Origin of the sequence: Sorangium sp. So ce590, assembly GCF_051521365.1 — a bacterium.
Taxonomy (GTDB): Bacteria; Myxococcota_A; Polyangia; order Polyangiales; family Polyangiaceae; genus Sorangium.
On sequence record NZ_CP150346.1, the window covers coordinates 6,056,906 to 6,080,309 of the forward strand.

Consider the following 23,404-nt stretch of genomic DNA (forward strand, 5'->3'; position numbering starts at 1 on the left):
GATCTCCCCGAGGGTGTACCCGTCGTTCCTCGGCATGGGCTGCCTCCTCGGACAGAGATCGCCTGGGAAAGCGGCAAGATGCCATAAATCTTGACAGGATCGAGGCCTGGGTTTGCCGGGAACTAGGCCTATTCGTGCGACTTTTTTACACATAGTTAGAAGAACATTGTCACGATCGTGAAATTAACTTCTCTATCCAGGATGTCCGAAGCCCCCTGTGTGAAGTTAACTTCTCCATCCAGGATGTCCGAGGTCCACTGCGTGAAGTCAAGCTCTCCATCCAACATGCCTTCGTGGGTCGTCCATGCTGCGGGCAAGTACACCCTGCGCGCGTCGCATCCTGGTTATGCGACGCGAACCAGGACGATGCCCATCGAGCGGAGAGGCTGCATCTTCCAGGCGCCAGGCTTCAGGTTCCCGCTCCCGCCCTTGAAAGGGGGGCCTCCGGCAGGGGCCGGCGGCCGCTGAGACAGAGGTTGAGATCGGCGGGAAGGCCAGCGCCACCTCGCTCACTGTCACCGCGGAGCCGGCGGCAGGACAGGACCTGTATCAGCGGCCTATGCGATCCGGCCCCCCACGCGGGCCTAGAGCGACAATCGGGTTGAACTTCAGCTAAATTCAACAGATTGTGGCACCCGTCGGATCCGCCGAGGAGCACGCTGGAAGGGCGCGGCACCCAGTCAGACGAGAGACCGCAAGGGCGCGAGAGGCGCAAGGGAACAGAGATATAATTATATTCATCTCCCCCCCTTGCGCCCCTTGCGCCCTAGCGGTCCTCTTCCCACGAGTCGATTTTAGCGGAATTTCAATGTGATCGACGTTCTAGAGCGGGGAGCAGGTCCGAGGGATACAGTACCCGCAGTGCTTGAACCAGCCGCGAGCGTCCGCCGGAGTGATCGCGCCGATCGCATGCCCCATCGACTTGTAGACGGCTGAGGGCGATCGAGGTGCTGGTCCTCCCCCGCTTCCGTGGACACCCCCGGAGGCACCAGGAGGCAGGGATGGGACGGAGAAAGAGGAGGGCGTTCACGCCCGAGTTCAAGGCGGAGGCGGTACGGCTGGCGAAGGCGGGCGACCGGAGCATTGGCCAGGTAGCGAAGGACCTCGACCTGACCGAGACGGCGCTGCGCGACTGGATCAAGCGCACGGACACCGACGCGGGCCACGGCCCGCCGGGGGCGTTGACGACGCTGGAGCGTGAGGAACTGCAGCGGCTGCGCCGCGATGTGAAGCGGCTAGAGATGGAGCGCGACATCTTAAAAAAAGCGGCGGCCTTCTTCGCGAAGGAGAGCGAGTGAGGTTTGAATTCATCGACGCGGAGAAGGCGCACTACCCGGTGCTGGTGCTGTGCGCGGTGCTGCAGGTCACGCGCAGCGGCTATTACGCATGGGCCAGTCGCTCGGTGTCCGCGCGAGCCAAGGCCGATGCCCAGCTCAGCGCGCAGATCAGGGCTGTGCACAACAAGAGCCGGGGCAGATATGGCAGCCCGCGCATCCACGCCGAGCTGCGTGCTCGCGGCATCCGTGTCGGGAAAAAGCGGGTCGCACGGCTGATGCGCGCGGAGCGGCTCGCGGCGCGCAGCAAGCGGCGCTTCCGCCGCACCACCAACTCGCGGCACAAGGGCCCGATCGCGCCGAACGTGCTCGAACGGCAGTTCGACGCCCAAGCCCCCAACCAGGTCTGGGTGACCGACGTGACGTACATCCCCACCGACGAGGGCTGGCTGTACTTGGCCGTGATGTTGGACCTGTTCTCGCGCCGCGTGGTCGGCTGGGCCGCGAGCGCGACCAACGATCGCGCCCTGGCGCTCGCCGCGCTGACGCCCGCCTTGAGAGCGCGCCGCCCGGCGCCTGGGCTGGTGCACCACTCGGACCGCGGTAGCCCCTACGCCAGCGACGATTACCGCGGGGTGCTCGGGGCGCATGGGCTCATCCCGAGCATGAGCCGCGCCGGCGACTGCTGGGACAACGCCGTGGCCGAGAGCTTCTTCGCGACGCTGAAGGCGGAGCTGGTCGAGCACGAGCGCTACCCGACGCGAGCGGCCGCCATCGCGTCGATCGGCGACTACATCGAGAACTTCTACAACCTGAAACGACGGCATTCACGGCTCGCCTACATGAGCCCGATCGAGTTCGAATTGAAGACCTACGTGACCGCGTTCGCGGCATAATGAAACTGTCCGCGGAAGCGGGGGAGGATCAAAACGTCCAGGGTCGCGTCGGAGGACGTCGCCACGAGCGACCGCAGGTCATCCAGGGCTTGCCCGTCGATCTTCGGTCGCGGCCCGTTGGCGCGAGGGCGCGGCGCCACGCTGCCGGTCGTCCGGTAGAGCGTGAGATAGGACTGCACGGTTTTCGGTGCGACTTCGAACTGCTCGGCCAGGTCGCGTACCGATCCTTCCCCATTCTCGTACGCCTTGACGATACGCTCTCGAAGGTCGAGTCCGCAGGGTCGCATCCTTGCTGCCCTCCCGCCATGGGGATGCAAGCAGCGTGCACCTCGGACCCGCTCCCCGCTCTAGACGGCTGTCCCGCCACGGTCGCTGGGCTCGGCGGTCTTGCCTCTCAGCGCCGATTTCACGTGCTCGTGAGAGGTTCGCAGGAGCTCACCCAGCTTGTCGAGGTCATCGATCGACTCCATCGTTATGCAAGACCAGCCGAGCTGGGGGATGGTGACCGGAAGTGAGGCAGCGAGAGGGCCCACCTTGTCGCTCGGCAGAGGCACCCAGATGCACGGCTTCTTGCGACCGGCGAGCAGCCTGCAGAACACCGCCGTCCGCCTCTCCTGAAGGTGCATCTTCAAGTAGGATACGGTGTCCTCGTAAGCGATCGGCCGCTCGGGCCCGAGCAGGCGCTGAGCGGTTGCAAAGGCATTGAGCTCTTCCTGCGTCGTTTCAACCTTGGGGGCCGGCGGCTCTTCGGGAGGAGCGCTGATGCGGGCCTGGGTCTCCAGAACCGACGCCAGCGCGCGCTGCTTGGCCCATTCATTGATGGCATTCGCCACGATCGGCTTCCAGCTCTCGACCACCGCAGCGGTCAGATTCCTCGTCTCGATCCTCGCGACGGCGAGCTTCGTGAACTCCGGCGCCGGCTCGAGGAGCCTGCCCAGCTCCTGCACAAGAAGGTTCTGCTGGCGGGTCCGCTGGGCGAACGTCCGGAGAAGGCTGGCGTTGTACTCGGCCTTCTGGAGCACCGTGAGGAAGTCGATCGGTGGCTGGTCGTCGGCCAGGACGTCCCACTGCACGAACGGCTCCTTATCCATCACATTTTCGTTCACAATGTCGGTAAAGAAGCGCCACTGGATACCGTTCGTAAGAACTCCGAGCTTCGCCTCCGGCGCCTTCGCGAAATAATCCGCCAGCTGCTCATCGAAGCCAGCGAGCTTCCGTCCCGCTTCTTTGGCTTCCACGAAGAAGATGGGGCGTCCGGTCTGAAGGAAGGCCCAGTCAATCGGCTTGACCGAGCGGTCCTTTCCGAAGTCGACGCGATATTCTGGAAGACACTGGCGAGGGTCGGTCAGGTCGTAACCAAGAAGAGTAAATAGCGGTCCTATCAAGCTTTGCTTCGTGGCCTGTTCATTGCCCTTGACATGCTCTGCCAACTCACGGACGCGGTGGACATGCGATGCGAGCGCCTCCCTCATGGACTACCCCTTTCGTGGGGTAGAGGCTACAGGACCCCCGTGCAGTGTGTCGAGCGCGCGATGCCTGGTTTCGAGGTTCCGGCGAGCCATCGCCCTCACCCAGCGCGACGGCTACCCGGGCCGGTCTGCGGCTCCCCCACGGCTGGCGGGTAATCTTCGACCGGCGGAGCGGCCAGCGGTCCATCCCGGAACTGCGCGCCCCCCCGGCGCGCGCGGCTCGGCGCAGCCCCCTCCCCTACGCGGCGGCCGCCGGCTCGGCCGCCGTCACGTTCGCCGCCGCGCCCGCGGCCTCGATCGGCGCCCCCTCCAGCGCGGCCGCGATCACCTGGCTCATGTCCTGGACGAAGATGAGCTCGAGCTCGGACCGCACCTCCTTCGGGATCTCCTCGGCGTCGCGCGCGTTCTTCTGCGGCCGGACGACCCGCGTGAGCCCGGCGCAGTGTGCCGCGAGCACCTTGGCCTTGATCCCGCCGACCGGCAGCACCCACCCGCGCAGCGTGCACTCGCCTGTCATCGCCGTGTCCGAGCGCACGCGCGGCCCGAGATCGCGCGGGGACGAGCACCTCTCAGGTGAGTAGTGGTCAAATTTGAGCATCTAGGCGGGAAGGCGAAAAAAAGAAGAGACCCATGATCTTCCCGCCTTCATGTGAACTCTCTCTGGGCAAATGCGACCACGACCGGAGCTTGACAAGGAAGGAAATTCTATAGTTTCCTGCGAAGCTTCATCACGGCCAGACGGAGGATTGCATTGGACACTCGGCGGCGCCCTCGCATCGACGAAAGCAGGGCTGTATCTGGTCGAGGTGCGGGTCGAGCGCTGTTCGCGCGGATGCTCGTCGCGATCGTCGCGATCGTGACCGTGGCGTGCGGCGACGAGCCAGGCGACAGCAGCACGAGCAGCGGCGACCCGGGCGGGACCGGCGGCAACGCGGCAACCAGCACGAGCGGCACGGGCGGGACCGGCGGCAACGCGGCAACCAGCACGAGCGGCACGGGCGGGGCCGGCGGCGCAGGCGGCAGCGGCGGGGGCCCCGGCTGCACCGCGGGCGCGTCGCAGAGCGTGCCGTGTGGCGCCAATGGAAACGGGGAGCAGACGCAGGTCTGCACCGACGGTGTCTGGGTCGATGAGGGCGCGTGCGACGATCGGGACGAGTGCGTCAACGGAGCCCAGCAGAGCGAGCCTTGCGGCCACAACGGCGCCGGGACGGCGACCTCGGTCTGCACGGGCGGCGTCTGGCCGCCGCGCGCCTGCGTCGATCCGGACGTCTGCACGAACGCCGCTACGCAGCAGGCGGCCTGTGGGCGGAACGGGGCGGGCACGAAGCCGCAGGTCTGCACGGCAGGGCACTGGCAGGACGATGGCGCCTGCGCCGACCCCGACGTCTGCACGAACGCCGCTACGCAGCAGATCGCCTGCGGGTTGAACGGGGCGGGCGCGAAGCCCCAGCGCTGCGCCGCGGGCCAGTGGCAGGACGATGGCGCCTGCGTCGATCCGGACGTCTGCACGAACGCCGCTAGGCAGCAGGCGGCCTGTGGGCGGAACGGGGCGGGCACGAAGCCGCAGGTCTGCACGGCAGGGCACTGGCAGGACGATGGCGCCTGCGCCGACCCCGACGTCTGCACGAACGCCGCTACGCAGCAGATCGCCTGCGGGCTGAACGGGGCGGGCGCGAAGCCCCAGCGTTGCGCCGCGGGCCAGTGGCAGGACGATGGCGCCTGCGTCGATCCCGACGTCTGCACGAACGCCGCTACGCAGCAGGTGGGCTGCGGATACAACGGCGCGGGCACGAAGCCGCAGCGTTGCGCGGATGGCCAGTGGCAGGACGATGACGCCTGCGCCGACCCCGACGTCTGCACGAACGCCGCTACGCAGCAGGTGGGCTGCGGATACAACGGCGCGGGCACGAAGCCGCAGCGTTGCGCGGATGGCCAGTGGCAGGACGATGGCGCCTGCGTCGACCCCGACGTCTGCACGAACGGCACGACGCAGGACGTTTCGTGCGGGCTCAATGGTCGCGGCGATCAGCAGCAGACCTGCACGCAGGGCGCGCAGGTGGACACCGGCGCGTGCATCGATCCCGATGAGTGCGTCGACGACGAGGTGGCGCTCGCGACGTGTCCCGGCGGGGTCCAGTCGACGACGTGCGTCGAGGGGCTCTGGGTCGAGGACGGGGCGTGTGAGAAGAGCCCGATCAGCGCGAACGAGCGCAACACGTGCGCTGTCGTGGGCGGGAAGGTCCACTGCTGGGGCAGCAACACGAACGGCGAGCTCGGCAATGGCACCATGATCTCGACGGGCGTGCCGACGCCGGTCTCGAACCTGAACGACGCCGTGGCCGTCGGGATGGGTACTTCCCACGCGTGCGCGCTGCGCGCGACCGGCGCCGTCGTGTGCTGGGGGTCGGGCAGCTCGGGCCGGCTCGGGAACGGTTCCGCCACGACGACGACGACGCCCGTCCCCGTGTCCGGTCTCAGCGACGCCGTGGCCCTCGACGTCGCGTCCGGCCACGCGTGCGCGCTGCGCGCGACCGGCGCCGTCGTGTGCTGGGGGTCGGGCAGCTCGGGCCAGCTCGGCAATGGCTCGACGGCGCAAGCGACGACGCCGGTCACGGTCTCGAACCTCGCCGACGCCGTCGACGTCGACGCGGGCGCCGCACACACCTGCGCGCTGCGCGCGACCGGCGCCATCGTGTGCTGGGGAGCGGGCAGCGCGGGCCAGCTCGGCAATGGCATCGCGGCGAACCAGACGACGCCCGTGGTCGTGTTCGGCCTGAACGACGCGATTTCGATATCGGCCGGCGGGGGCCACAGCTGCGCCGTGAGGGCGAACGGCGGCGCCGTTTGCTGGGGTCAAGGGCGCGCTGGCCAGCTCGGCAACGGCTCGTCGAACGACGTCTTCACGCCCGTCGCGGTGTCGAACCTCTCGGACGCGGTCGCGATAGAGGCGGGCAACGCTGATAACAACGGCTCGAGCACGTCCTGGGGCCACACGTGCGCGCTGCGCCGGAACGGCGCCGTCCGGTGCTGGGGGTATGGCGTTGATGGCCAGCTCGGGCAGGGCGGCTTCTCTTCGAGCTCGGCCGGCGTTGCGGTGCTGGATCTGAGCGACGCGCGCGCCGTGACGGCGGGCATGCGTCACACGTGCGCCATGCGAGGCACCGGTGAGCTCCGCTGCTGGGGGGCGGCACGCGACGGACAGCTCGGGAATGGATCGACCGCCACCGCGCTGTTTCCGGCCCCCGTCGTGAATCTCGGTGACGCGGTGGGGATCAGCGCGGGTACATACCACACGTGCGCGCTGCGCCAGAACGGCCAGGTCCAGTGCTGGGGGGCGGCAGGCGACGGACAGCTCGGCAACGGCTCCACGGCGGACCAGACGACCCCCCTCGCCGTGTCCAACGTGACCGACGCCGTTCAAGTCAGCGCGGGCGATTACCACACGTGCGCCCTGCTTCAGGACGGGCAGATCCAGTGCTGGGGGTTTGGCACCGATGGCCAGCTCGGGTACGGCTCGGCGCTCAGCCGCAGCACGCCCGTCACGGTGTCGGGCCTGACGGACGCCGTCGCGATCAGCGCAGGCCATCGCCACACATGCGCGGTGCGCCAGAACGGGCAAGTTCGGTGCTGGGGCGATGGGGACGTGGGAGGACTCGGCGACGGCTCCAAGGCGGACCAGACCACGCCCGTCACCGTGTCCAACATCGCCGACGCTGTCGACGTCGCGGCCGGCAGCTATCACACGTGCGCCTTGCACGCATCAGGCGCTGTCTCGTGCTGGGGCCATGGAGCGAACGGGCGGCTTGGAAACGCCACCTTGACGAGCGCATTGACGCCGGTCGCGGTGACGAGCCTGGGCGACGCCATCGGGCTCGCTGCGGGGAGCGATCACACGTGCGCGATCCACCGCACGGGCGCCGTGAGCTGCTGGGGCTCCGGTTTTTACGGACAGCTCGGGAACGGCACGATGACGGACGTCACCATTCCGATCCCGATCTCGAACCTCGGCGATGTCGTGCACCTGAACGCGGGGAACTCGTACACCTGCGCGGTCACGGCTCTCGGGGGAGCGTTCTGCTGGGGTCGCGGTGACAGCGCGCAACTCGGAGGCGGCTCGGTGGCCAATGCGCTGACGCCGGTGCCGGTCTCGGACGTCGCCGATGCGGTGAGCATCAGCGCTGGGACGAGCCACACCGCCGTACTTCGCCGGACGGGCTCGGTCGCGGCCTGGGGCGCGACGGGCATGGGTCAACTCGGCAATGGCAGCCCGAAGGTGAGCTTCCCCATCGCCGTCGTCGGGCTCTGAGCTTCGCACGCGAGCGCGCCTCCGCACGTCGAGGCGCGCTCGCGGTGGCGAAAGCTGGCCCATGGCTCCGACGAGTACCCCGCGCCCGGCCGCCCCCCCCCGCGCGACTCACGCGGCAGCCGCCGGCTCTCCGGCCGCCGCGCCCGCGCCGACCGGAGCCACCGCCTCGATCGGCGCCTCCTCCAGCGCCGCCGCGATGACCTGGCTCATGTCCTCGACGAAGATGAGCTCGAGCTCGGACCGCACCTCCTTCGGGATCTCCTCGGCGTCGCGCGCGTTCTTCTGCGGCAGGATGACCCGCGTGATCCCGGCGCGGTGCGCCGCGAGCACCTTGGACTTGATCCCGCCGACCGGCAGCACCCGGCCGCGCAGCGTGCACTCGCCGGTCATCGCCGTGTCCGGGCGCACGCGCCGGCCGGAGAGGAGCGAGGTGAGCGCCGTGAACATCGTCACGCCCGCCGACGGACCGTCCTTGGGCACGCCGCCCGCCGGGACGTGGATGTGCAGGTCCTCCGCCTCGAGCTTCGCCGTGTCGACGCCGAGCTCGCCGGCGTGGCTGCGCACGTAGGTGAGCGCCGCCTTCACCGACTCCTTCATCACGTCGCCGAGCTGGCCCGTGATCTCGACCCTCCCCTTCCCCGGCATCCGCGAGGTCTCGATGAACAGGATGTCCCCGCCCACCGGCGTCCAGGCGAGCCCGGTCGCGACCCCAGGCACGCTCGTCCGCTCCGCGACGTCGCTGAAGAACCGCACCTTTCCGAGGTACGCGCCGAGATCGCGCGCCTCGATCACCCGGCGCGACACCTTGCCGTCCGCCGCGCGGGCGATCTCGAGCGCGACCACCCGGCAGAGCTTCTTGATCTCGCGGCCGAGCTGCCGCACCCCGGCCTCGCGCGTGTAGTCACGCACGATCGCCGCGAGCGCCTCGTCCGTGATCGACAGCGACCCCGGATCGATGGCGTGCTCCTTGAGCTGCTTCGGGACGAGGTGCGACCGCGCGATCGCGATCTTCTCGTCCGGCGTGTAGCCGGACAGCTCGATGACCTCGAGCCGGTCCCGGAGCGGCGCCGAGAGCGCGCCGAGATCGTTCACCGTGCAGAGGAAGACGACCTCCGACAGATCGAACGGGAGCTCCATGTAGTGGTCGACGAACGTCCGGTTCTGCTCCGGATCGAGCACCTCCAGGAGCGCCGCCTCGGGCGAGCCGCGGAAGCCCGCGCCGAGCTTGTCGACCTCGTCGAGCAGCACGACCGGGTTCCTCACCTTGGCCTTCTTCAGCGCGTGCACGATGCGGCCAGGCAGCGCGCCGACGTACGTCCGCCGGTGGCCGCGCAGCTCCGCCTCGTCATGCACGCCGCCCAGCGAGATGCGCACGAACGGGCGGCCGGTGGCGTCGGCGATCGACTGGCCGAGCGAGGTCTTGCCCACGCCGGGCGGGCCCGCGAAGCACAGGATCGTGGCGCGGGCCTTCCCGGTCAGCTTGAGCACCGCCATGTGCTCCAGGATGCGGCGCTTCACGTCGTCGAGGCCGCGGTGATCCTCGTCGAGCTTCGCCTGGACGGCGTCGAGGTCGTCCTTGACCTCCGCCCTCGCGCTCCACGGCAGATCGGCGATCCACTCGAGGTAGGTGCGGATCACGTTGTGCTCCGCGCCCTGCGGGCCGATCGACTCGAGCCGCCGGAGCTCCCGGTCGGCGACGGCGCGCGCCTCCTCGGAGAGCCCGGCCTCGTCGAGGCGCCGCCGGAGGAGCGACAGCTCGTCTTCGCCCTGCTCGCCGCCCGCGAGCTCCTTCTGGATGGCCCGGAGCTGCTCGCGGAGGATCGCCTCGCGCTGGCCCTTGCCGAGCTCGCGACGCACGTCGCTGTCGATCTTCTTCTTCAGATCCGCGAGCGCGGCCGCCTCGGAGAGCAGGCCGGCGACCCGCTGGAGCCGCGGGACGACGCGGAGCTCGGCGAGCACCTCCATCTCCTTGTCGGTCGGGAGGCCCAGCGCGCCGGCCACCTGATCGGCGAACAGGCCCGGCTCGGCCCGGCTCGCGGCGGCGATCTCGGGGAGGTTCGTCGCGGTCCTCGGGCCGAGCTCGCGGGCGCGCTCGCGCAGCGACGCGGCGAGCAGGCGCGCCTCCTCGGCGTCGCCGGGGAACTCGGGCGCGAGGGCGCCCTCGGCGCGCCAGTACGGCTCGGCCTCGACAAGGGAGGTGAGCGCGAAACGATCGAGCCCCTCGATCACCAGCCGGTAGCCGTTCGAGACGCGCGTGACGTCGACGATCCGGGCGAACGTGCCGATGTCGTGGAGATCCTCGCGCCGCGGATCCTCGCGCTTCGGATCGCGCTGCGCGATCACGCCGATGACGTCGCCGGGGTGCACCGCGGCGAGCAACGCCACCGAGCGGGCGCGGCCCACCGGAAGCGTGAGCACGGTGCCCGGGAAGAGCACGCCCGTGCGGAGCGGGAGCAGAGGGAACGGAGAGCGAGGCGCGCTGGCGCCGCTGCGAAGCTGGCTCATGCGAACTCCTGTGGGCAGCGGTCGGCTCGCGCCATCCCTGCCGGTTCGTTCGATGGACGGGTGGTTACGGCGCGCCGCGCCCCTGCCGGTCAGGCAGCGCGCGGCACGCGGATCGGACGCTCACGTAGACCGCCGCGAGCAACCGCTCGGGCGAGCTCCATGAATCGATGAACGGAAAGTAAATTCGTTCACGCGTCCGTCAACCCACCCCGCGAGCGAGCGCGGCGGTTGGCTCAGAACGCCTGGACGCCGAGCACGACGCCGGGCCAGCGGCGCTGGGCGTCCGAGTCGCCGATGCCGAGGGGGATGCTGCCGTAGGGGCTCAGCCGGGCGTCCTCGGCGGTGTCGCCGAACGCAACGTTGTAGCTGGGGCCGCCGAAGACAGCGAGCTCCGGGAAGAGGCGGACGCCGAGGACCGCGCGCGCCTGCACCAGCGTGGCCGAGGCGTTGATCGACGAGGGCTCGTGGAGCGAGTACCCGAGCAGGTCCATGTCGGCGTAGACGCGCTCGCCGAGGGGGATGCGGCCGCCCAGGCCGAGCGAGACGACCATGCGGGGGCGGTCGCCCGTCATGCGGATGCCGATCCCGTAGATGTTGTGGAAGTGGTCGCTCCCGTTCTTGAGGCCGGCCATGACGATGCCGGACTCGAGCCCCCACACGTCGAGGTGGAGGCGGCCGTTGCGGACGACGTTGAGCAGCCCGAACGAGAACGGCGACTCGTCGGCGTAGTTGACGAGGCCGATCTGCATCCCCTCCACCTTGCCGGTGGCCACGTTGACGAGCCCGATCTGCACGCCCGTCGACTCGCCCGCGGAGAGGTTGGCGAGGCTCACCTGAGCGCCCGTCGACTTGCCGGCGGCCACGCTGGCCAGGCCGACCTGCACGCCGGTCGCCGCGCCCACGCCGAGGTTGACGAGGCCGACCTGCACGTCGGTCGCGTCGCTCACGGCGACGTTGGCCACGCCGATCTGCAGGTCGGTCGAGGCGCCCGCCGCGACGTTGACCATACCGAGCTGCGCACCGTCCACGGCGCCGGAGGCGATGTTGAGCACGCCGCCCTGCGCGCCCGTGACCGGGCCGGCGGTGACGTTGATCGGGCCGACCTGCGCGCCCCAGAGCCCCCTGGCGAGGTTGAGGCCGGCCGAGATCTGCACCCCGCGCGCCGGACCGAGCGCGAGGTTGGCGCCGGCCGAGAACTGCGCGCCGCACACGAACGACGAGGCGATGTTGACGCCGACGCCGACCTCGAGGCCCGTGATGCCCGCCGTGTACCCGCCGGCGAGGTTCAGCGAGTAGCGGCGGACGACGTTCGCGCCGTCGACGGTCGAGGTGCCGACGAACGGGAAGAGGTCGGCGCCGAGGACGACGGTCTTCGCGCCGGGGAGCTCGCACCGAGGAGGCTCCGGGGGCGCGGAGCGCGCGGCTCGCCTGGCCTGCGCGGACGGCGCAGGGCGCGCGGCGCGGGGAGGCGCGGCCTGCGCGCCTGCGGGGGGCGCGGCGGGCTCCGGCTGCGCCGGCGGCGGCGGCGCCGTCTCGCGCGGGCGCTTGCCGAACGCCGCCGCGAGCTCCGCCGCCTCGTCACGAACGAGGTTGCCCGCGAGCAGGGCGATCGCCTCGGCGGCGCGATCGGGATCCTCGGGGACGTCGATGGTGCGCTCGATGCGGCGGTCGTCCGCGGCGCTGTAGCTCAGCGTGACGCGGCCGTCGGGCTCGCCGCGGACGACCAGCGTCGGGCGCCCGGCGGTCGCCGCGGAGGCCAGCGTGACGCTGGCGCCGAGCTCGCGGCCGACGGCGGCGCGCACCGCGTCGGGGTCGAGCGTCCACGGCGCGCCATCGACGACGAGCTCGACGCCGACGGCGCTCGGCGCCTCGGCGAGGACGCGCGCAGGAGGCGCGGAGATCGCGGCGAAGGCGCCCGCGGCCGCGAGGGAGCGCACGAGGAGGACGCCCGCGCGGAGGCCTGCGCCGCGCGCGGACGTGCTCCGTTCGCGGCGCGGCGAGCCCCGCAGAGGCGCGGGGAGGAGAGCGATGTCGGGTGTGTTCATCAACCGTGCTGTGCCCGCTCGCGGCGCGTTCGTTCACGCGCCGTGACGTTCACTCGTCCGCGCTGCGCATCGCCTCGATCAGCGAGCGCGACTCGGCCTGGCGGTAACCGCCGAAGGTGCCCTGCGCAAACGGCTCGAGCGCCCGCTGCGCCTCGTCCTTGCGGCCGAGTCGAACGAGGCAGAGGGCGCGGTTGTACTGGGCCTCGACGGCGAAGCGGCCGCGCGGGGCAGCGGCCAGGTAAGCGTTCCAGGCGTCGAGCGCGGACGCCGGGTCGCGCTCGACGAAGTGCGCGCGGTGCGCCGCTTGATAGAGCGCGTCCGCGTCGGGCCCGGCCGGCGGGCGCTGGATGGCCTGGGGATCGGCGGCCTTTGGCGGGGCGGGCGGGACGCGCGCGGCGCTCGGCGCGACGGCCTTGCGCGCGGGCGGCGCGACAGCCATCACCGGCGCGCGCGGCGGCGCGGGGTCCGGGCTGGGCGGCGGCATCGACGGCTGGACCGGCGCGAGCGGATCCGCGGGCGCCTCGGCCTCCGGCGCGGGCGCCTCGGCCTCCGGCGCGGGCGCCTCGGCCTCCGGCGCGGGCGCCTCGACCTCCGGCGGCGCGGGCGCCTCGGCCGCGCGCCGCGGCCCGGACAGCGCGCGCGGCGACGGCGGCGCGGGCGGCTCGCTCGGCGCCTCGGCCGCGCTCAGGCCGAGCTGGGACGCGATGTCGTTCCAGCCGCCCGGGAACCAGCGCGCGGCCGAGGCCCACGCGACCGATCCGACGAGCACGGCGGCCAGCGGGACCACCACGCGGACGGTGGTGAGCCGGCGGGCGCGCTGCGCCTTGAGGCCCCTCATCACGCGGGCGCGCGTCTCGTCACGACGGGCGCGCGACGCGTCTGCATCCTCGCGCAGCGCGCGCGCGGCCTCGCGGAGCACGTCGTCCTTCATGGGGTCCTCTCTTCCAGCAGCGTCCGGAGCTTCTGCTTGGCGTGGAACAGCCGCGTGCGCACCGTCGCCTCGGGCACGCCCAGGATCTCGGACACCTCGCGCGCGCTGCGCTCCTCGACCTCGCAGAGCACGAACGTCGCGCGCTGCGCGTCCGGCAGCGCGTCGAGGGCGCGGTTCAGGGCCTGGGCGAGCGCGGCGCGGCCGGCCTCCCGCTCGGGGCTCGGCGCGTCGTGCTCCTCGGGCTCCAGGGCGAGCCGCTCCATGGCCGCGCGGCGCCGCGACGCGCCGCGGAGGTGATGGCGGGAATGGTTGACCGCGATCGAGATGAGGAACGTCTTCAGCGACGAGCCGCCGCGGAACCGCTGCGCGGCCTGCGGCAAGCTGACGAAGACGTCGTGCGCCAGGTCCTCGGCGGCGGCGTCGTCGCCGGTGAGGCGGCGGGCGAACCCGCGCACCGCCGCGTAATGCTTGTCGTACGCCTCGCCCACCGCCGCGGCGTCCCCGCGCCGCAGCCGCTCGACGAGCGCTTCCTCCTCGTCCTGCGCGCGCTCGGCGCCGCGGGAGAAGAGGAACGGCATGACGAGCGCGATCGCCCTCATCGGCCGCGACCTCTCCGCCGCGCGCTCGGGGTGAACGACGCCCGGCGTCTGTCCCGGCGGAAAGCCCGCCGATCGCTCCGTCCCATCTCGGTCCATTCCTGCGTTGTCATCGTTACATCCGAACGGGCCCCGCGGCGCTGCCCTTTTGCCGTCAGCAGGCGTCGGAGGGCTCGAGGCGACCTGGTGCACAGCGCTTCGTGCCCGGAAGGGAGGGGACCGTTCATGGAGGCCGTCCATTTCGTGCCCGGACCGGTCGGGAACGTTCAACCCCGGCGGGCGAGATCGACCCCCTCAGGGGGTCCCCCCGCCGCCGGGCGGGTTCCGGGCGGGTGGGCGTCGGAATCGTGCCGAGGCTCGCGACCGTTGAACGAAGCGCGCGGCAGCGGGCACGCAGCATCGAGTGGGCAGAAGGCGCCGCCGCGACGCGCGGCGCCGCGGCCACGGATCCATCGCAGATAAGGAGTGATGACGCTATGAGCATGCGCACGGCTTTCGAGTGGGGTCTTGGTCTCTCTCTGTGCTTCGTCTCCACGACGATGATCGGTTGCCATATCAACACCCACTGCGACTGGGACGACGACGAGGAGGAGTGCTTCTGGCACGAAGATCGCGATGCTCCCGACGCCCCCGACGTCCCCCACGCGGAGCGCCCGGACCGCGACGACGACGACGACGGCGGCTCGAGCAGCGCCGGCGGAGGCGGCTCGAGCAGCGCCGGCGGAGGCGGCTCGAGCAGCGCCGGCGAGGGCGGGAGCTCCTCGGAGAACCCGGGCGCCTGCAAGGCGGACTGCGACTGCCCGAGCGGCAGCGAGTGCGTCGCGGGGGCCTGCAAGGTCCCGTGCGCGGCCTCGTGCGATTGCCCCGAGGGCGAATCCTGCGAGGCCGGCTATTGCGAGCCGCCGCCCGAGCCGGCGCTCTCCTGCGAGGCGGACTGCGACTGCCCGAGCGGCGGCGCGTGCGTCGAAGGCCTCTGCACCTGAGCCGCGCCGCGCTCCCCCGCGGCAAAGCGCGCCGAACACGAAACGCCGTCTCGATGGGGTCGTGACGCCTCGCGTCGAGGCATAGGCGAGTATGCCTATGCCTCGATCCTGCGGGCTCGGGTACAAGTTCGTCGCAGGCACCTGCATCGGAAGATGCGAGGACGGACGGCGATCTTGGACGAGGCGAGGACCCATGAAAACGCTCCGCAATTTCGGCACGACGGTTCCCGAGGTCGTCGCGCTCGCGGCGTTCGCGGCGTTCGCGGCGATGGCCTGCTCCAGCCAGGGAGACGGGACGACCGAGGCACCGGCCGGCAGCGCCAGCGCCGGAGGGCTCGCTGACGCCAGCACCAGCGGCTCCGGTGCCACGGGTGGCTCGTCGGCGACGGGTGGCTCGTCGGGCGCTGTCGGTGGCGCCAGCGGCAGCGGCGGGCACCCGACCTCGGGGGGAGCCGGCGCGGGCGGCGCGGGCTCCGTCGGCTCCAGCTCGAGCGGTTCGGGGGGAGAGACGGAGAGCGCGGGCTGCGGTAGCACGACGGAGCCGACGAGCGGCCGTTTCAGCATCGATGTCGGGGGCACGACGCGCGAGTACATCCTCGCCGTGCCGGACGACTATGATTCGAGTCGTCCTTACCGGCTGATCTTCGCCTGGCATCCCCGCGGCGGCTCGGCCGAGCAGGTCGCGACCGGGTTCGGCGGCGGCTACTACGGCCTCCAGGGCCGCGCCGGCGGCTCGGCGATCTTCGTCTCGCCCGAGGGCATCGACCAGGGCTGGGAGAACAAGAGCGGCCGCGACATCGCGTTCCTCCGCGCCATGCTCGACCGCCTCAGCGCCGATCTCTGCATCGACGAGAGCAAGATCTTTTCGACGGGATTCAGCTACGGCGGCATGATGTCGTACGCGATCGGCTGCGCGATGGGCGACACCTTCCGTGCCATCGCCTCCATGTCCGGCGCGCTCTACAGCGGCTGCGAGGACGGCGACGACCCTGTGGCCATGTGGGGCGCCCACGGCGACACCGACAACGTGGTTCCAGTCGATAATGGTCGGAGCGCTCGCGATGTCTTCCTCGAACGAAACCACTGCGACCAGCAGACCACACCGACCGAGCCGAGCCCCTGCGTCAGCTACGAAGGCTGCGACGCGGGCTATCCCGTCGTCTGGTGCGAGTTCAGCGGGGGCCACGCCCCACAGAACAACTCCGGCGAGTCGATCTGGAGCTTCTTCTCGCAGTTCTGAGTCGGGTCTCGCTCGCCGCAACTTTCATGGACGACGTCTGGCGCCACCGCTGCCAATCGACGACATGCTCTTCACTGAATGGACGGATCCGACGATGAAGATGGGGAATTGGCCGACGAAGGCCTTGATGTTTGGAATCCTTGGCATCTGCTCTGGAGGGTGTGGTCAGTCAAGCGAGGATGGCAGCGGACCCACGACGAGCAGCAGCGCTAGCGGCGCGGCGTCGGGCGGCTCTGGTGCAACGACCGGCACCGGCGGCGACGCCGGCATGGACGGCGCGGGTGGCGGGATCGCCGGAGCCGGTGGCGCTGGGGAGACCGGCGGCAGCAGCGGCAGCGCTGGCGGGAGCGCCGGCGCTGGCGGCGACAGCAACGGCGGCGGCGAGGCGACGATCGTCCCCGATCCATCGTGGACCTGCGGCATGCCCGGCGGCATCCCGCTCCCCACGCTCGGCGAGCCCGTCTTTCGGGCGACGCTCCAGCTCGGCGAGACCCACGACGTCGGGACCACCCAGTTCGGACACCGCCGCCTCCTCGACGTGAAGGGGGGCACGCTCACGGGCGACAAGGTCCAGGCCACGTTCCTCACGGGCGGCATGGAACTCGAGCTCACGCTGTCGAACGGATCCGTCGAGCTCGAGGAGATCAACATCCTGAGAGCGAGCGACGGCACCCTCATCTACCTGCGGAGCTGCGGCGTCGCGCCCGCCGGCGATGCGGTCGTCCGGATCGTCCCGGACTTCGAGGTCGCGACATCGAGCTCGCTCGCCTGGCTCAACACAGGGAAGTTCGCGGGCACCCGTGTCGTCGACGCCGCGGCGGGCACGGTCCAGATCGACGTCTACGACATCGCCGACGTGGCCGCCGGAGAGCCGAAGATCCAGCTCAAGGATCCCGAGGGCGTTCCCAACCAATCGTGGGAGTGCTCGACGGCGACCGGGGCGAGGGGCTCGAGCGTGTTCACCGAGTCCGTCACGCTCGGTGCTTCCATCTCCGTCGGCGCGAGCAAGCGCGGCACGCGCAACATCATTCCCATCACCGGGGGCACAGTCACCGGTGGAATGCTGCTCAGCGGCCTGTCGGGCTCGGTGCTCCCCGGAGGCGCGGACTACCAGCTCCTCGGATCGAGCACGGTGCTGGACGCCAGGTACGCGCTGTCCTCGAACGGCGAGGTCATCGTGGTGAGGAACTGTGGACCGTTCGGCGCGCTCATCCCGGTCTTCGAGACGCGCGCGGACGGCCCCTACGCGATCCTCAACACGAAGCAATACGTGAGCTCCGACCCGGGAGGCGCGGCGGGCGGTGTCAGCCTCACCTTCTACGAACGCAGATAGCTCCAGTGCGGCCAGTTGCAACCATCCCGGGTAACGGGACGAAAACGGGAGATTTCCCCATGGGCGCATCGCCCCCTCACGCGTCACGCGGCGCGGTCACGCTGTCGCTGTGCTTCCTGATTGCCCTGCTGGAGGGGTTCGATATCCAGGCCATCGGCGTGGCCGCCCCCCTGCTGATCCCCGACCTGGGCCTCTCGCCCGCGCAGGCGGGCGTCGTGTTCGGGGCCGGCATGGCCGGGCTGGTCTGCGGCGCGCTGGCCGGCGGCTGGATGGCCGACCGCACGGGCCGCAAGCCGCTGCTGATGATGGCTGTCGGCGTCTTCGGCCTGTTCACGCTGGCCACCCTTGTGGCGGGCGGACCGCTGTCGCTCGGCCTCTACCGGTTCCTGGCTGGGGTCGGACTGGGGGCGGCGATGCCCACCCTGGTGGCCATCGCCCTGGAGATCGCCCCGCCCGACCGGCGGACCCGCACCACCACCATGATGTTCAGCGGCATGCCGGCCGGCGGGGCGCTGGCGGCGCTGTTCGCGGCCGGTTTCCTGGAACGGTTCGGCTGGCACAGCATCTTCCTGGTCGGCGGCGTGCTGCCGCTCTTGCTGCTGCCGGCCATGGCGTGGCTGATGCCCGACAGCCGCACGGCGGCGGCCGGCGGCGCCCGGCGGCCGGGCAGCGCGCAGGCGCTGTTCGGCGAGGGCCGGCTGCTTGTCACGCTGCTGGCCTGGTTCACCTTCGGCCTGACGCTGCTGGTGCTGTATCTGCTGCTGAACTGGCTGCCGTCGCTCGTGGCGGCCAAGGGCCTGGGCGGGACCGGGGGCGCTGGGGCCGCCTTCGCCTTCAATGTCGGCAGCGTCCTCGGCTGCTGGATCATCGGCGCGCTGGTGGACCGGCTCGGGCCGCGCCTTCCCATCATCGCGGCCTATCCCGCGCTGGCCCTGTCGCTGTTCGGGCTGGCGTGGGCCGACAGCCTGCCGCCGGTGGTGGTGCTGGCCGGGCTGGGCGGCTTCTTCCTGCTGGGCGCGCAATATTCGCTCTATGGCGTCATCCCGCTCTATTACCCGGCGCCGGCGCGCGGGCTGGCCACCGGCGCCTCCATCGCCGCCGGCCGGCTGGGTTCCATCGGCGGGCCGCTGATGGCGGGCCTCCTGCTGGGCCAGGGCTGGGGCCCCACCGCCGTGGCCATGGCCATGGTGCCAGTGGTGCTGTCGGCCGGGGTGGCGGCCGCGGTGATGACCCTCCGCGGCCGCTATGCCAGTGATTGAGGAATGGGCGGCGGCGATCAGCGCCGGGCCGTCGCGGTTGACGTCGGGACCAAACCATCATCAAAGCCTATAACAACAGGCGGCTTCAAGCCGCATGTCTGCGGGAGGACTTTATGCAGGTGATCGTCGCAGGCGCCGGGATCGGCGGCCTGGCCGCGGCTCTGGCGCTGCACGCCTCGGGCCACGAGGTGACGGTGTTCGAGGCCGCGCCCACCATCCTGCCGCTCGGGGTCGGCATCAACCTCCTGCCCCACGCCGGCGAGGTGCTGGACGAGCTGGGCCTCGTCGAGGCCCTGCTGGCCCAGGGGGTGGCGACCCGCGAGCTTGTCTATTTCAACCGCTTCGGCCAGCGCATCTGGGGCGAGCCGCGCGGCCGCTTCGCGGGTCACGCCGCGCCGCAGATCTCCCTGCACCGCGGCGCCCTGCAGGGCGTGCTGTTCGACGCCGCCGTCGAGCGGCTGGGCGCAGGCCGGGTGATCTGCGACCGGCGCCTCTCGGACCATGAAGAGGACGGAGGCCGCATCGTGGCGCGCTTCTTCAATCGCGAGGGCGTGGCCTCGGAGGTTCCCGCCGACCTCCTGATCTGCGCCGACGGCATCCATTCGGCGGCGCGCGCCGGCCTCTATCCGGACGAGGGGCCGCCGGTCTATGGCGGCCGCATCCTGTGGCGGGCGACCAGCCTGGCGGCGCCCTTCCTCACCGGCGCCAGCATGATCATGGCCGGGCATCAGGACCAGAAGTTCGTCGCCTATCCCATTTCCCCGCCGGGGCCGGACGGCCGGCAGAGGGTCAACTGGATCGCCGAGCTCACCGTCGCCGAGAGCCTGCGACGGGAGGACTGGAACCGGACGGGCGATCCCGCCGACTTCCTGCCCAGGTTCGAGGCCTGGCGCTTCGACTGGCTGGATGTGCCCGGCCTGATCCGGAGCGCCGAGGCGATCTACGAGTTCCCGCTCGTCGACCGCGATCCCCTGCCGCGCTGGAGCCATGGGCGCATGACCCTGCTGGGCGACGCCGCCCATCCCATGTATCCGATCGGCTCCAACGGGGCGAGCCAGGCCATCCTGGACGCCCGCGCCCTGGTCCGCGCGCTCGCTGCCCATACCGATCCGGTGGAGGCGCTCGCCGCCTACGAGGCCGAGCGCCTGCCCGCCACCGCCGCCATCGTCGCGGCCAATCGCGGCAACGGCCCGGAGCAGTGCATGCAGATCGCCCAGGACCGCGCGCCCGACGGCTTCGAGCGTATCGAGGACGTCTTCGCCCCCGGCGAGCTTTCGGCCATCGCCGCCCGCTACAAGGTGCTCACCGGCCTCAAGCGCGCCTCGGAGCCCCGCGCGTGAGCCCGCCCCTCGTTCGCCTGATGACGCTCGAGGTGACGGTGGACCCGCCGGTCACCGTCAGTCCGAGCCCGCCCGGCCGGCGCTTCATCCCGATCGTCGGCGGCACGGTGGCCGGCGGCCTCGAGGGCCGGGTGCTGCCGGGCGGCGACTGGCAGACGATCTGGGCCGACGGACGGATGGACATCTCCGCCCATTACATCCTCGACATCGCCGGCCATGGGACGGTGGAGATCCTCTCCGAAGGCGTCCGCGCCGGGCCGCCGGAGGTGCTGGCGGCGCTCGGGCGCGGCGAGGCCGTGGATCCCAGGCTCTACTATTTCCGCACCGCCATCCGTATGCGCACCTCGGCGCCAGGGCTCCTGCGGCTGAACGCCGTGCTGGCCCTGGCCGTGGGCGAGCGGCTGGCCGACCGGGTGCGGCTCACGGTGTACGAGATCGGCTAGGGGGCGCGACCGTTGCTGAGACCTCACGGAGAACGCATGAGCACACAGACGAGAGCGTCGAGACGCCGGGGCGATGTTGGCGCAGGGTTCTTGGCCCTCATCGTCGGCATCACTTCCTTCAACCGGTCGGCACAGGCGCAAGCGCAGCCCGAAGCACCGCCGGGGCCCGCGGGCGGAGACCTGCCGATCGCGGCTCCCGCGACCGAGCCCGCGAGCCCTCCTGCAGACGCGACCACGGCGCGAGCGCCGTCTGCGGAGGCCCACGCCGGCGCGCCGGCACTGCAAAGCGCGGCCGGGCCCGGCCCAGCTTCGCCGGCGCCGCCGCCTCCGGCAGAGGAGGAGCCATGGAAGAAGCCGCTCAGCGTCGCGGCCTGGGCCCGCGTCGGAGGTCGCCTGCAGAACCCCGGCGCGCGCGAGAAGATGGACCGACTGCTCGCGGACGGAGAGCTGGATCTGTCGTTTTCAGGCGAGATCAACCGGTTCATCGGGGTGCAGGGCGCGATCGTTGCTCAGTTTGGGCCGACCCCGACGGGGGGCAACATCGCGGGCAGCGCGACCCTCCGTGACGCCATCGCCAAGATCAAATTTCATGATTTGCTGAACGTCTGGATCGGTCGAATGATCGTGCCGTCGGATCGCTCCGCCTTCTCCGGGCCGTGGTCGATGGGGCCGTGGAACTATCCAGGATTCTTCGAACCCTATGCGCCGCCGATTGGTCCGAGACAGGGGCCTCTCGGGCGCAACGATGGAGTAACCGCCTGGGGCAAGATAGCGGGCGGCCTATTCAAATATTACGCCGGTGCTTTCAACCTGCATGACTCTTCGGTGAGCCCGCTCTACACGGCGAGGCTCAATTTGAGCTTGCTCGACCCGGAGCCAGCTTATTACCAGAAGTCCACGTACCTCGGAGAGAAGAGCATCCTCGCGCTCGGCGTGGCGGGTGAAGTGCAGAGGGAAGGTTCAGTCGAATCGTTGCCGCCCCCCGCGATGGGCATGCCCCCAGGCGTCCCGCGCAAGGACACCTTCATGGAGGCCAACGCCGACATCCTGTTCGAAAGGAACCTCGGCACGGCGGGCACGATCACGCTCGAAGGCGCATTTTACAAGTACTTTGGAGACTTCGAGAGGCTCGACTATTCCTTTTTTGCACTCGCGAGCTACCTCACGCCGAGCAACGTCGGCGTCGGGAAGCTGCAGCCTCTGGTTCGACTGCAACAAGCGAAGCCGAAGAACGCCGACCCCTATGTGCTCATCGATGCCCAGATGGGCTACATCATCGAAGGGCACGCTGCGCGCGCGGCGCTCGGCTATCAAAGGAGCGATCTCTCGGGGGCGAAGGGGAATGCCCTGTTCCTCGGCGTCCAACTGCAGAAATGATCCCCGAAGCTTGGGAGTCTTGCGTCCACGACCCGCTTGCGAGGAGCTGGTCATGCGCGGCATGGGAGCGGCCCCGTCGGCAAGTCGACGTCACCGACGTGGGCGTGAGTCTCGCATCGCGGCATAGGTGAGTATGCCTATGCCGCGAGCCAGAGGGATCGGGTACGAAGTCGTTGCAGTCACCTCCATGGCGCGCTGCACAGGATCGTGGAGCGTCGTGAAAACATCCAATCCGGTGTTCATGCGGATCCGTTCAACCGGTTACCCGATGCGCAGCGCGCAACGAAGGACGAGCCCTGGCAGGCGCGACGGGGCTCCTGCTCGTCGAGCGGAGGCGAAGAGACGCCCGGGGCGCCACGAGGAGCTCGCACGCGCATGAAGCTCGCCTCTCTCCGCGGCCCCGGCCGCGACGGCACGCTCGTCATCGTCCGCCGCGACGGCCTCGCCTGCGCGCCGGCCGGCGCCGCCTTCCCGACGCTCCAGGCTGCGCTCGACGACTGGGAGCGCGCCGAGCCCGCGCTGCGCCGCATCGCCGACGACATCGAGCGCGGCGACGCGGCGGTGGCCCCGCTCGTCATGGAAGAGCTCGCTGCGCCCCTGCCCCGCGCGTACGAGTGGGTCGACGGATCGGCCTACATCCATCACATCGAGCTCGTGCGCAAGGCGCGCGGCGCCGAGCCCCCCGCGACGCTCACGACCGATCCGCTCGTGTACCAGGGCGGCTCCGGCGTCCTCCTCGGGCCGACCGACGACATCGTCCTGCGCGACGAGGCGTGGGGCCTCGATTTCGAGGCCGAGGTCTGCGTCGTCCTCGGCGACACCCCGCAGGGCACGCGCCGTGACGAGGCCGACCGGCAACTCCGCCTCTTCCTGCTGGCCAACGACGTGACGCTGCGCAACCTCGTGCCCGCCGAGCTCGCGAAGGGGTTCGGCTTCTTCTGCTCGAAGCCCGCCACGGCGTTCTCTCCGTTCGCGATCACGCCGGACGAGCTCGGCGACGCGTTCCGGGACGGGCGCGTCCACCTGCCGCTCCGCTCGACCTACAACGGCGCGCTCATCGGCGATCCCGAGGCCGGCCCGGAGATGCACTTCTCGTTCTTCGATCTCGTCGAGCACATCGCCAGGACCCGCAGCTTCACGGCCGGGACCCTGCTCGGCAGCGGCACCGTCTCGAACCGGGATACGGCGCGCGGCGTGTCGTGCCTGGCCGAGAAGCGCATGCTCGAGATCCTCTCGCACGGCGCGGCGAGGACGCCTTTCATGAAGCCGGGAGACACGATCATGATCGAGATGCTGAGTCGCTCGGGCGAGAGCCTCTTCGGGCGCATCGCGCAGCGGGTGGTGTCCGGATGAGCGCCCCGGCGAAGCGGACCACGCGCTACGGCCACTGGCGGAGCTCGCGCAGCT

The 23,404-nt window shown here is 70.7% G+C and carries 17 protein-coding genes; 10 read left to right on the top strand and 7 right to left on the bottom strand.

The window, feature by feature from the left end; translation table 11 throughout:
- Positions 1–1,001 precede the first annotated feature (1,001 nt).
- Positions 1,002–2,170, top strand: a protein-coding gene (locus WMF28_RS22545; RefSeq protein WP_437595299.1) for an IS3 family transposase whose coding sequence is annotated in 2 segments (ribosomal slippage) — positions 1,002–1,254 and positions 1,254–2,170 — 1,170 coding nt in all. Because the reading frame shifts where the segments join, the coding sequence is not laid out codon by codon here.
- Here WMF28_RS22545 and WMF28_RS22550 read toward each other — a convergent pair.
- The 3 genes from WMF28_RS22550 to WMF28_RS22560 form a co-directional block, all read right to left on the bottom strand.
- Positions 2,146–2,457 carry a helix-turn-helix domain-containing protein gene (locus tag WMF28_RS22550; protein WP_437595300.1) on the bottom strand — a complete coding sequence of 104 codons (312 nt, stop codon included), beginning with the start codon at positions 2,455–2,457 and terminating at the stop codon, positions 2,146–2,148. The two genes, WMF28_RS22545 and WMF28_RS22550, sit on opposite strands and share 25 nt — an antisense overlap.
- A gap of 60 nt (positions 2,458–2,517) precedes the next feature.
- Positions 2,518–3,642 (bottom strand): hypothetical protein, encoded by a 1,125-nt coding sequence (locus tag WMF28_RS22555; protein ID WP_437595301.1) that lies wholly within the window; start codon positions 3,640–3,642, stop codon positions 2,518–2,520.
- Positions 3,643–3,877: 235 nt separating this feature from the next.
- The gene (locus tag WMF28_RS22560; RefSeq protein ID WP_437595302.1) at positions 3,878–4,237 is read right to left on the bottom strand and encodes a S16 family serine protease; all 360 of its coding nucleotides are present in this window, start codon (positions 4,235–4,237) and stop codon (positions 3,878–3,880) included.
- Positions 4,238–4,471: 234 nt separating this feature from the next.
- Here WMF28_RS22560 and WMF28_RS22565 point away from each other — a divergent pair, with 234 nt between their 5' ends.
- Positions 4,472–7,945, top strand: coding sequence for an RCC1-like domain-containing protein (locus WMF28_RS22565; protein WP_437595303.1), 3,474 nt, complete (start codon positions 4,472–4,474; stop codon positions 7,943–7,945).
- 108 nt (positions 7,946–8,053) lie between these two features.
- Here WMF28_RS22565 and lon read toward each other — a convergent pair whose 3' ends face one another.
- The 4 genes from lon to WMF28_RS22585 form a co-directional block, all read right to left on the bottom strand.
- Complete coding sequence (gene lon / locus WMF28_RS22570) at positions 8,054–10,450, bottom strand: endopeptidase La (protein ID WP_437595304.1); 2,397 nt, start codon at positions 10,448–10,450, stop codon at positions 8,054–8,056.
- Positions 10,451–10,683: 233 nt separating this feature from the next.
- The gene (locus WMF28_RS22575) at positions 10,684–12,495 is read right to left on the bottom strand and encodes an LA_2272 family surface repeat-containing protein (RefSeq protein WP_437595305.1); all 1,812 of its coding nucleotides are present in this window, start codon (positions 12,493–12,495) and stop codon (positions 10,684–10,686) included.
- A gap of 49 nt (positions 12,496–12,544) precedes the next feature.
- Positions 12,545–13,426: a tetratricopeptide repeat protein gene (locus WMF28_RS22580; RefSeq protein WP_437595306.1), complete on the bottom strand. Its 882-nt coding sequence runs from the start codon at positions 13,424–13,426 to the stop codon at positions 12,545–12,547.
- Positions 13,423–14,121, bottom strand: a complete 699-nt coding sequence (locus WMF28_RS22585) for an RNA polymerase sigma factor (protein ID WP_437595307.1) — start codon at positions 14,119–14,121, stop codon at positions 13,423–13,425. Before WMF28_RS22585 ends, WMF28_RS22580 begins: the two co-directional genes overlap by 4 nt.
- Before the next feature lie 377 nt (positions 14,122–14,498).
- Here WMF28_RS22585 and WMF28_RS22590 point away from each other — a divergent pair, with 377 nt between their 5' ends.
- The 8 genes from WMF28_RS22590 (at position 14,499) to WMF28_RS22625 (ending at position 23,350) form a co-directional block, all read left to right on the top strand.
- The gene (locus WMF28_RS22590) at positions 14,499–15,005 is read left to right on the top strand and encodes a hypothetical protein (RefSeq protein ID WP_437595308.1); all 507 of its coding nucleotides are present in this window, start codon (positions 14,499–14,501) and stop codon (positions 15,003–15,005) included.
- A gap of 193 nt (positions 15,006–15,198) precedes the next feature.
- Positions 15,199–16,245: an alpha/beta hydrolase family esterase gene (locus WMF28_RS22595; RefSeq protein WP_437595309.1), complete on the top strand. Its 1,047-nt coding sequence runs from the start codon at positions 15,199–15,201 to the stop codon at positions 16,243–16,245.
- A gap of 268 nt (positions 16,246–16,513) precedes the next feature.
- Positions 16,514–17,578 (top strand): DUF3237 domain-containing protein, encoded by a 1,065-nt coding sequence (locus WMF28_RS22600; RefSeq protein WP_437595310.1) that lies wholly within the window; start codon positions 16,514–16,516, stop codon positions 17,576–17,578.
- 59 nt (positions 17,579–17,637) lie between these two features.
- Positions 17,638–18,837: an MFS transporter gene (locus tag WMF28_RS22605; protein ID WP_437595311.1), complete on the top strand. Its 1,200-nt coding sequence runs from the start codon at positions 17,638–17,640 to the stop codon at positions 18,835–18,837.
- A gap of 113 nt (positions 18,838–18,950) precedes the next feature.
- Positions 18,951–20,177: a flavin-dependent oxidoreductase gene (locus tag WMF28_RS22610; RefSeq protein ID WP_437595312.1), complete on the top strand. Its 1,227-nt coding sequence runs from the start codon at positions 18,951–18,953 to the stop codon at positions 20,175–20,177.
- Positions 20,174–20,620 carry a DUF3237 family protein gene (locus WMF28_RS22615; protein WP_437595313.1) on the top strand — a complete coding sequence of 149 codons (447 nt, stop codon included), beginning with the start codon at positions 20,174–20,176 and terminating at the stop codon, positions 20,618–20,620. Before WMF28_RS22610 ends, WMF28_RS22615 begins: the two co-directional genes overlap by 4 nt.
- A gap of 90 nt (positions 20,621–20,710) precedes the next feature.
- Positions 20,711–21,997: a hypothetical protein gene (locus WMF28_RS22620; protein WP_437595314.1), complete on the top strand. Its 1,287-nt coding sequence runs from the start codon at positions 20,711–20,713 to the stop codon at positions 21,995–21,997.
- A 375-nt stretch (positions 21,998–22,372) separates the two neighbouring features.
- Positions 22,373–23,350, top strand: a complete 978-nt coding sequence (locus WMF28_RS22625) for a fumarylacetoacetate hydrolase family protein (protein WP_437595315.1) — start codon at positions 22,373–22,375, stop codon at positions 23,348–23,350.
- Positions 23,351–23,404 lie beyond the last annotated feature (54 nt).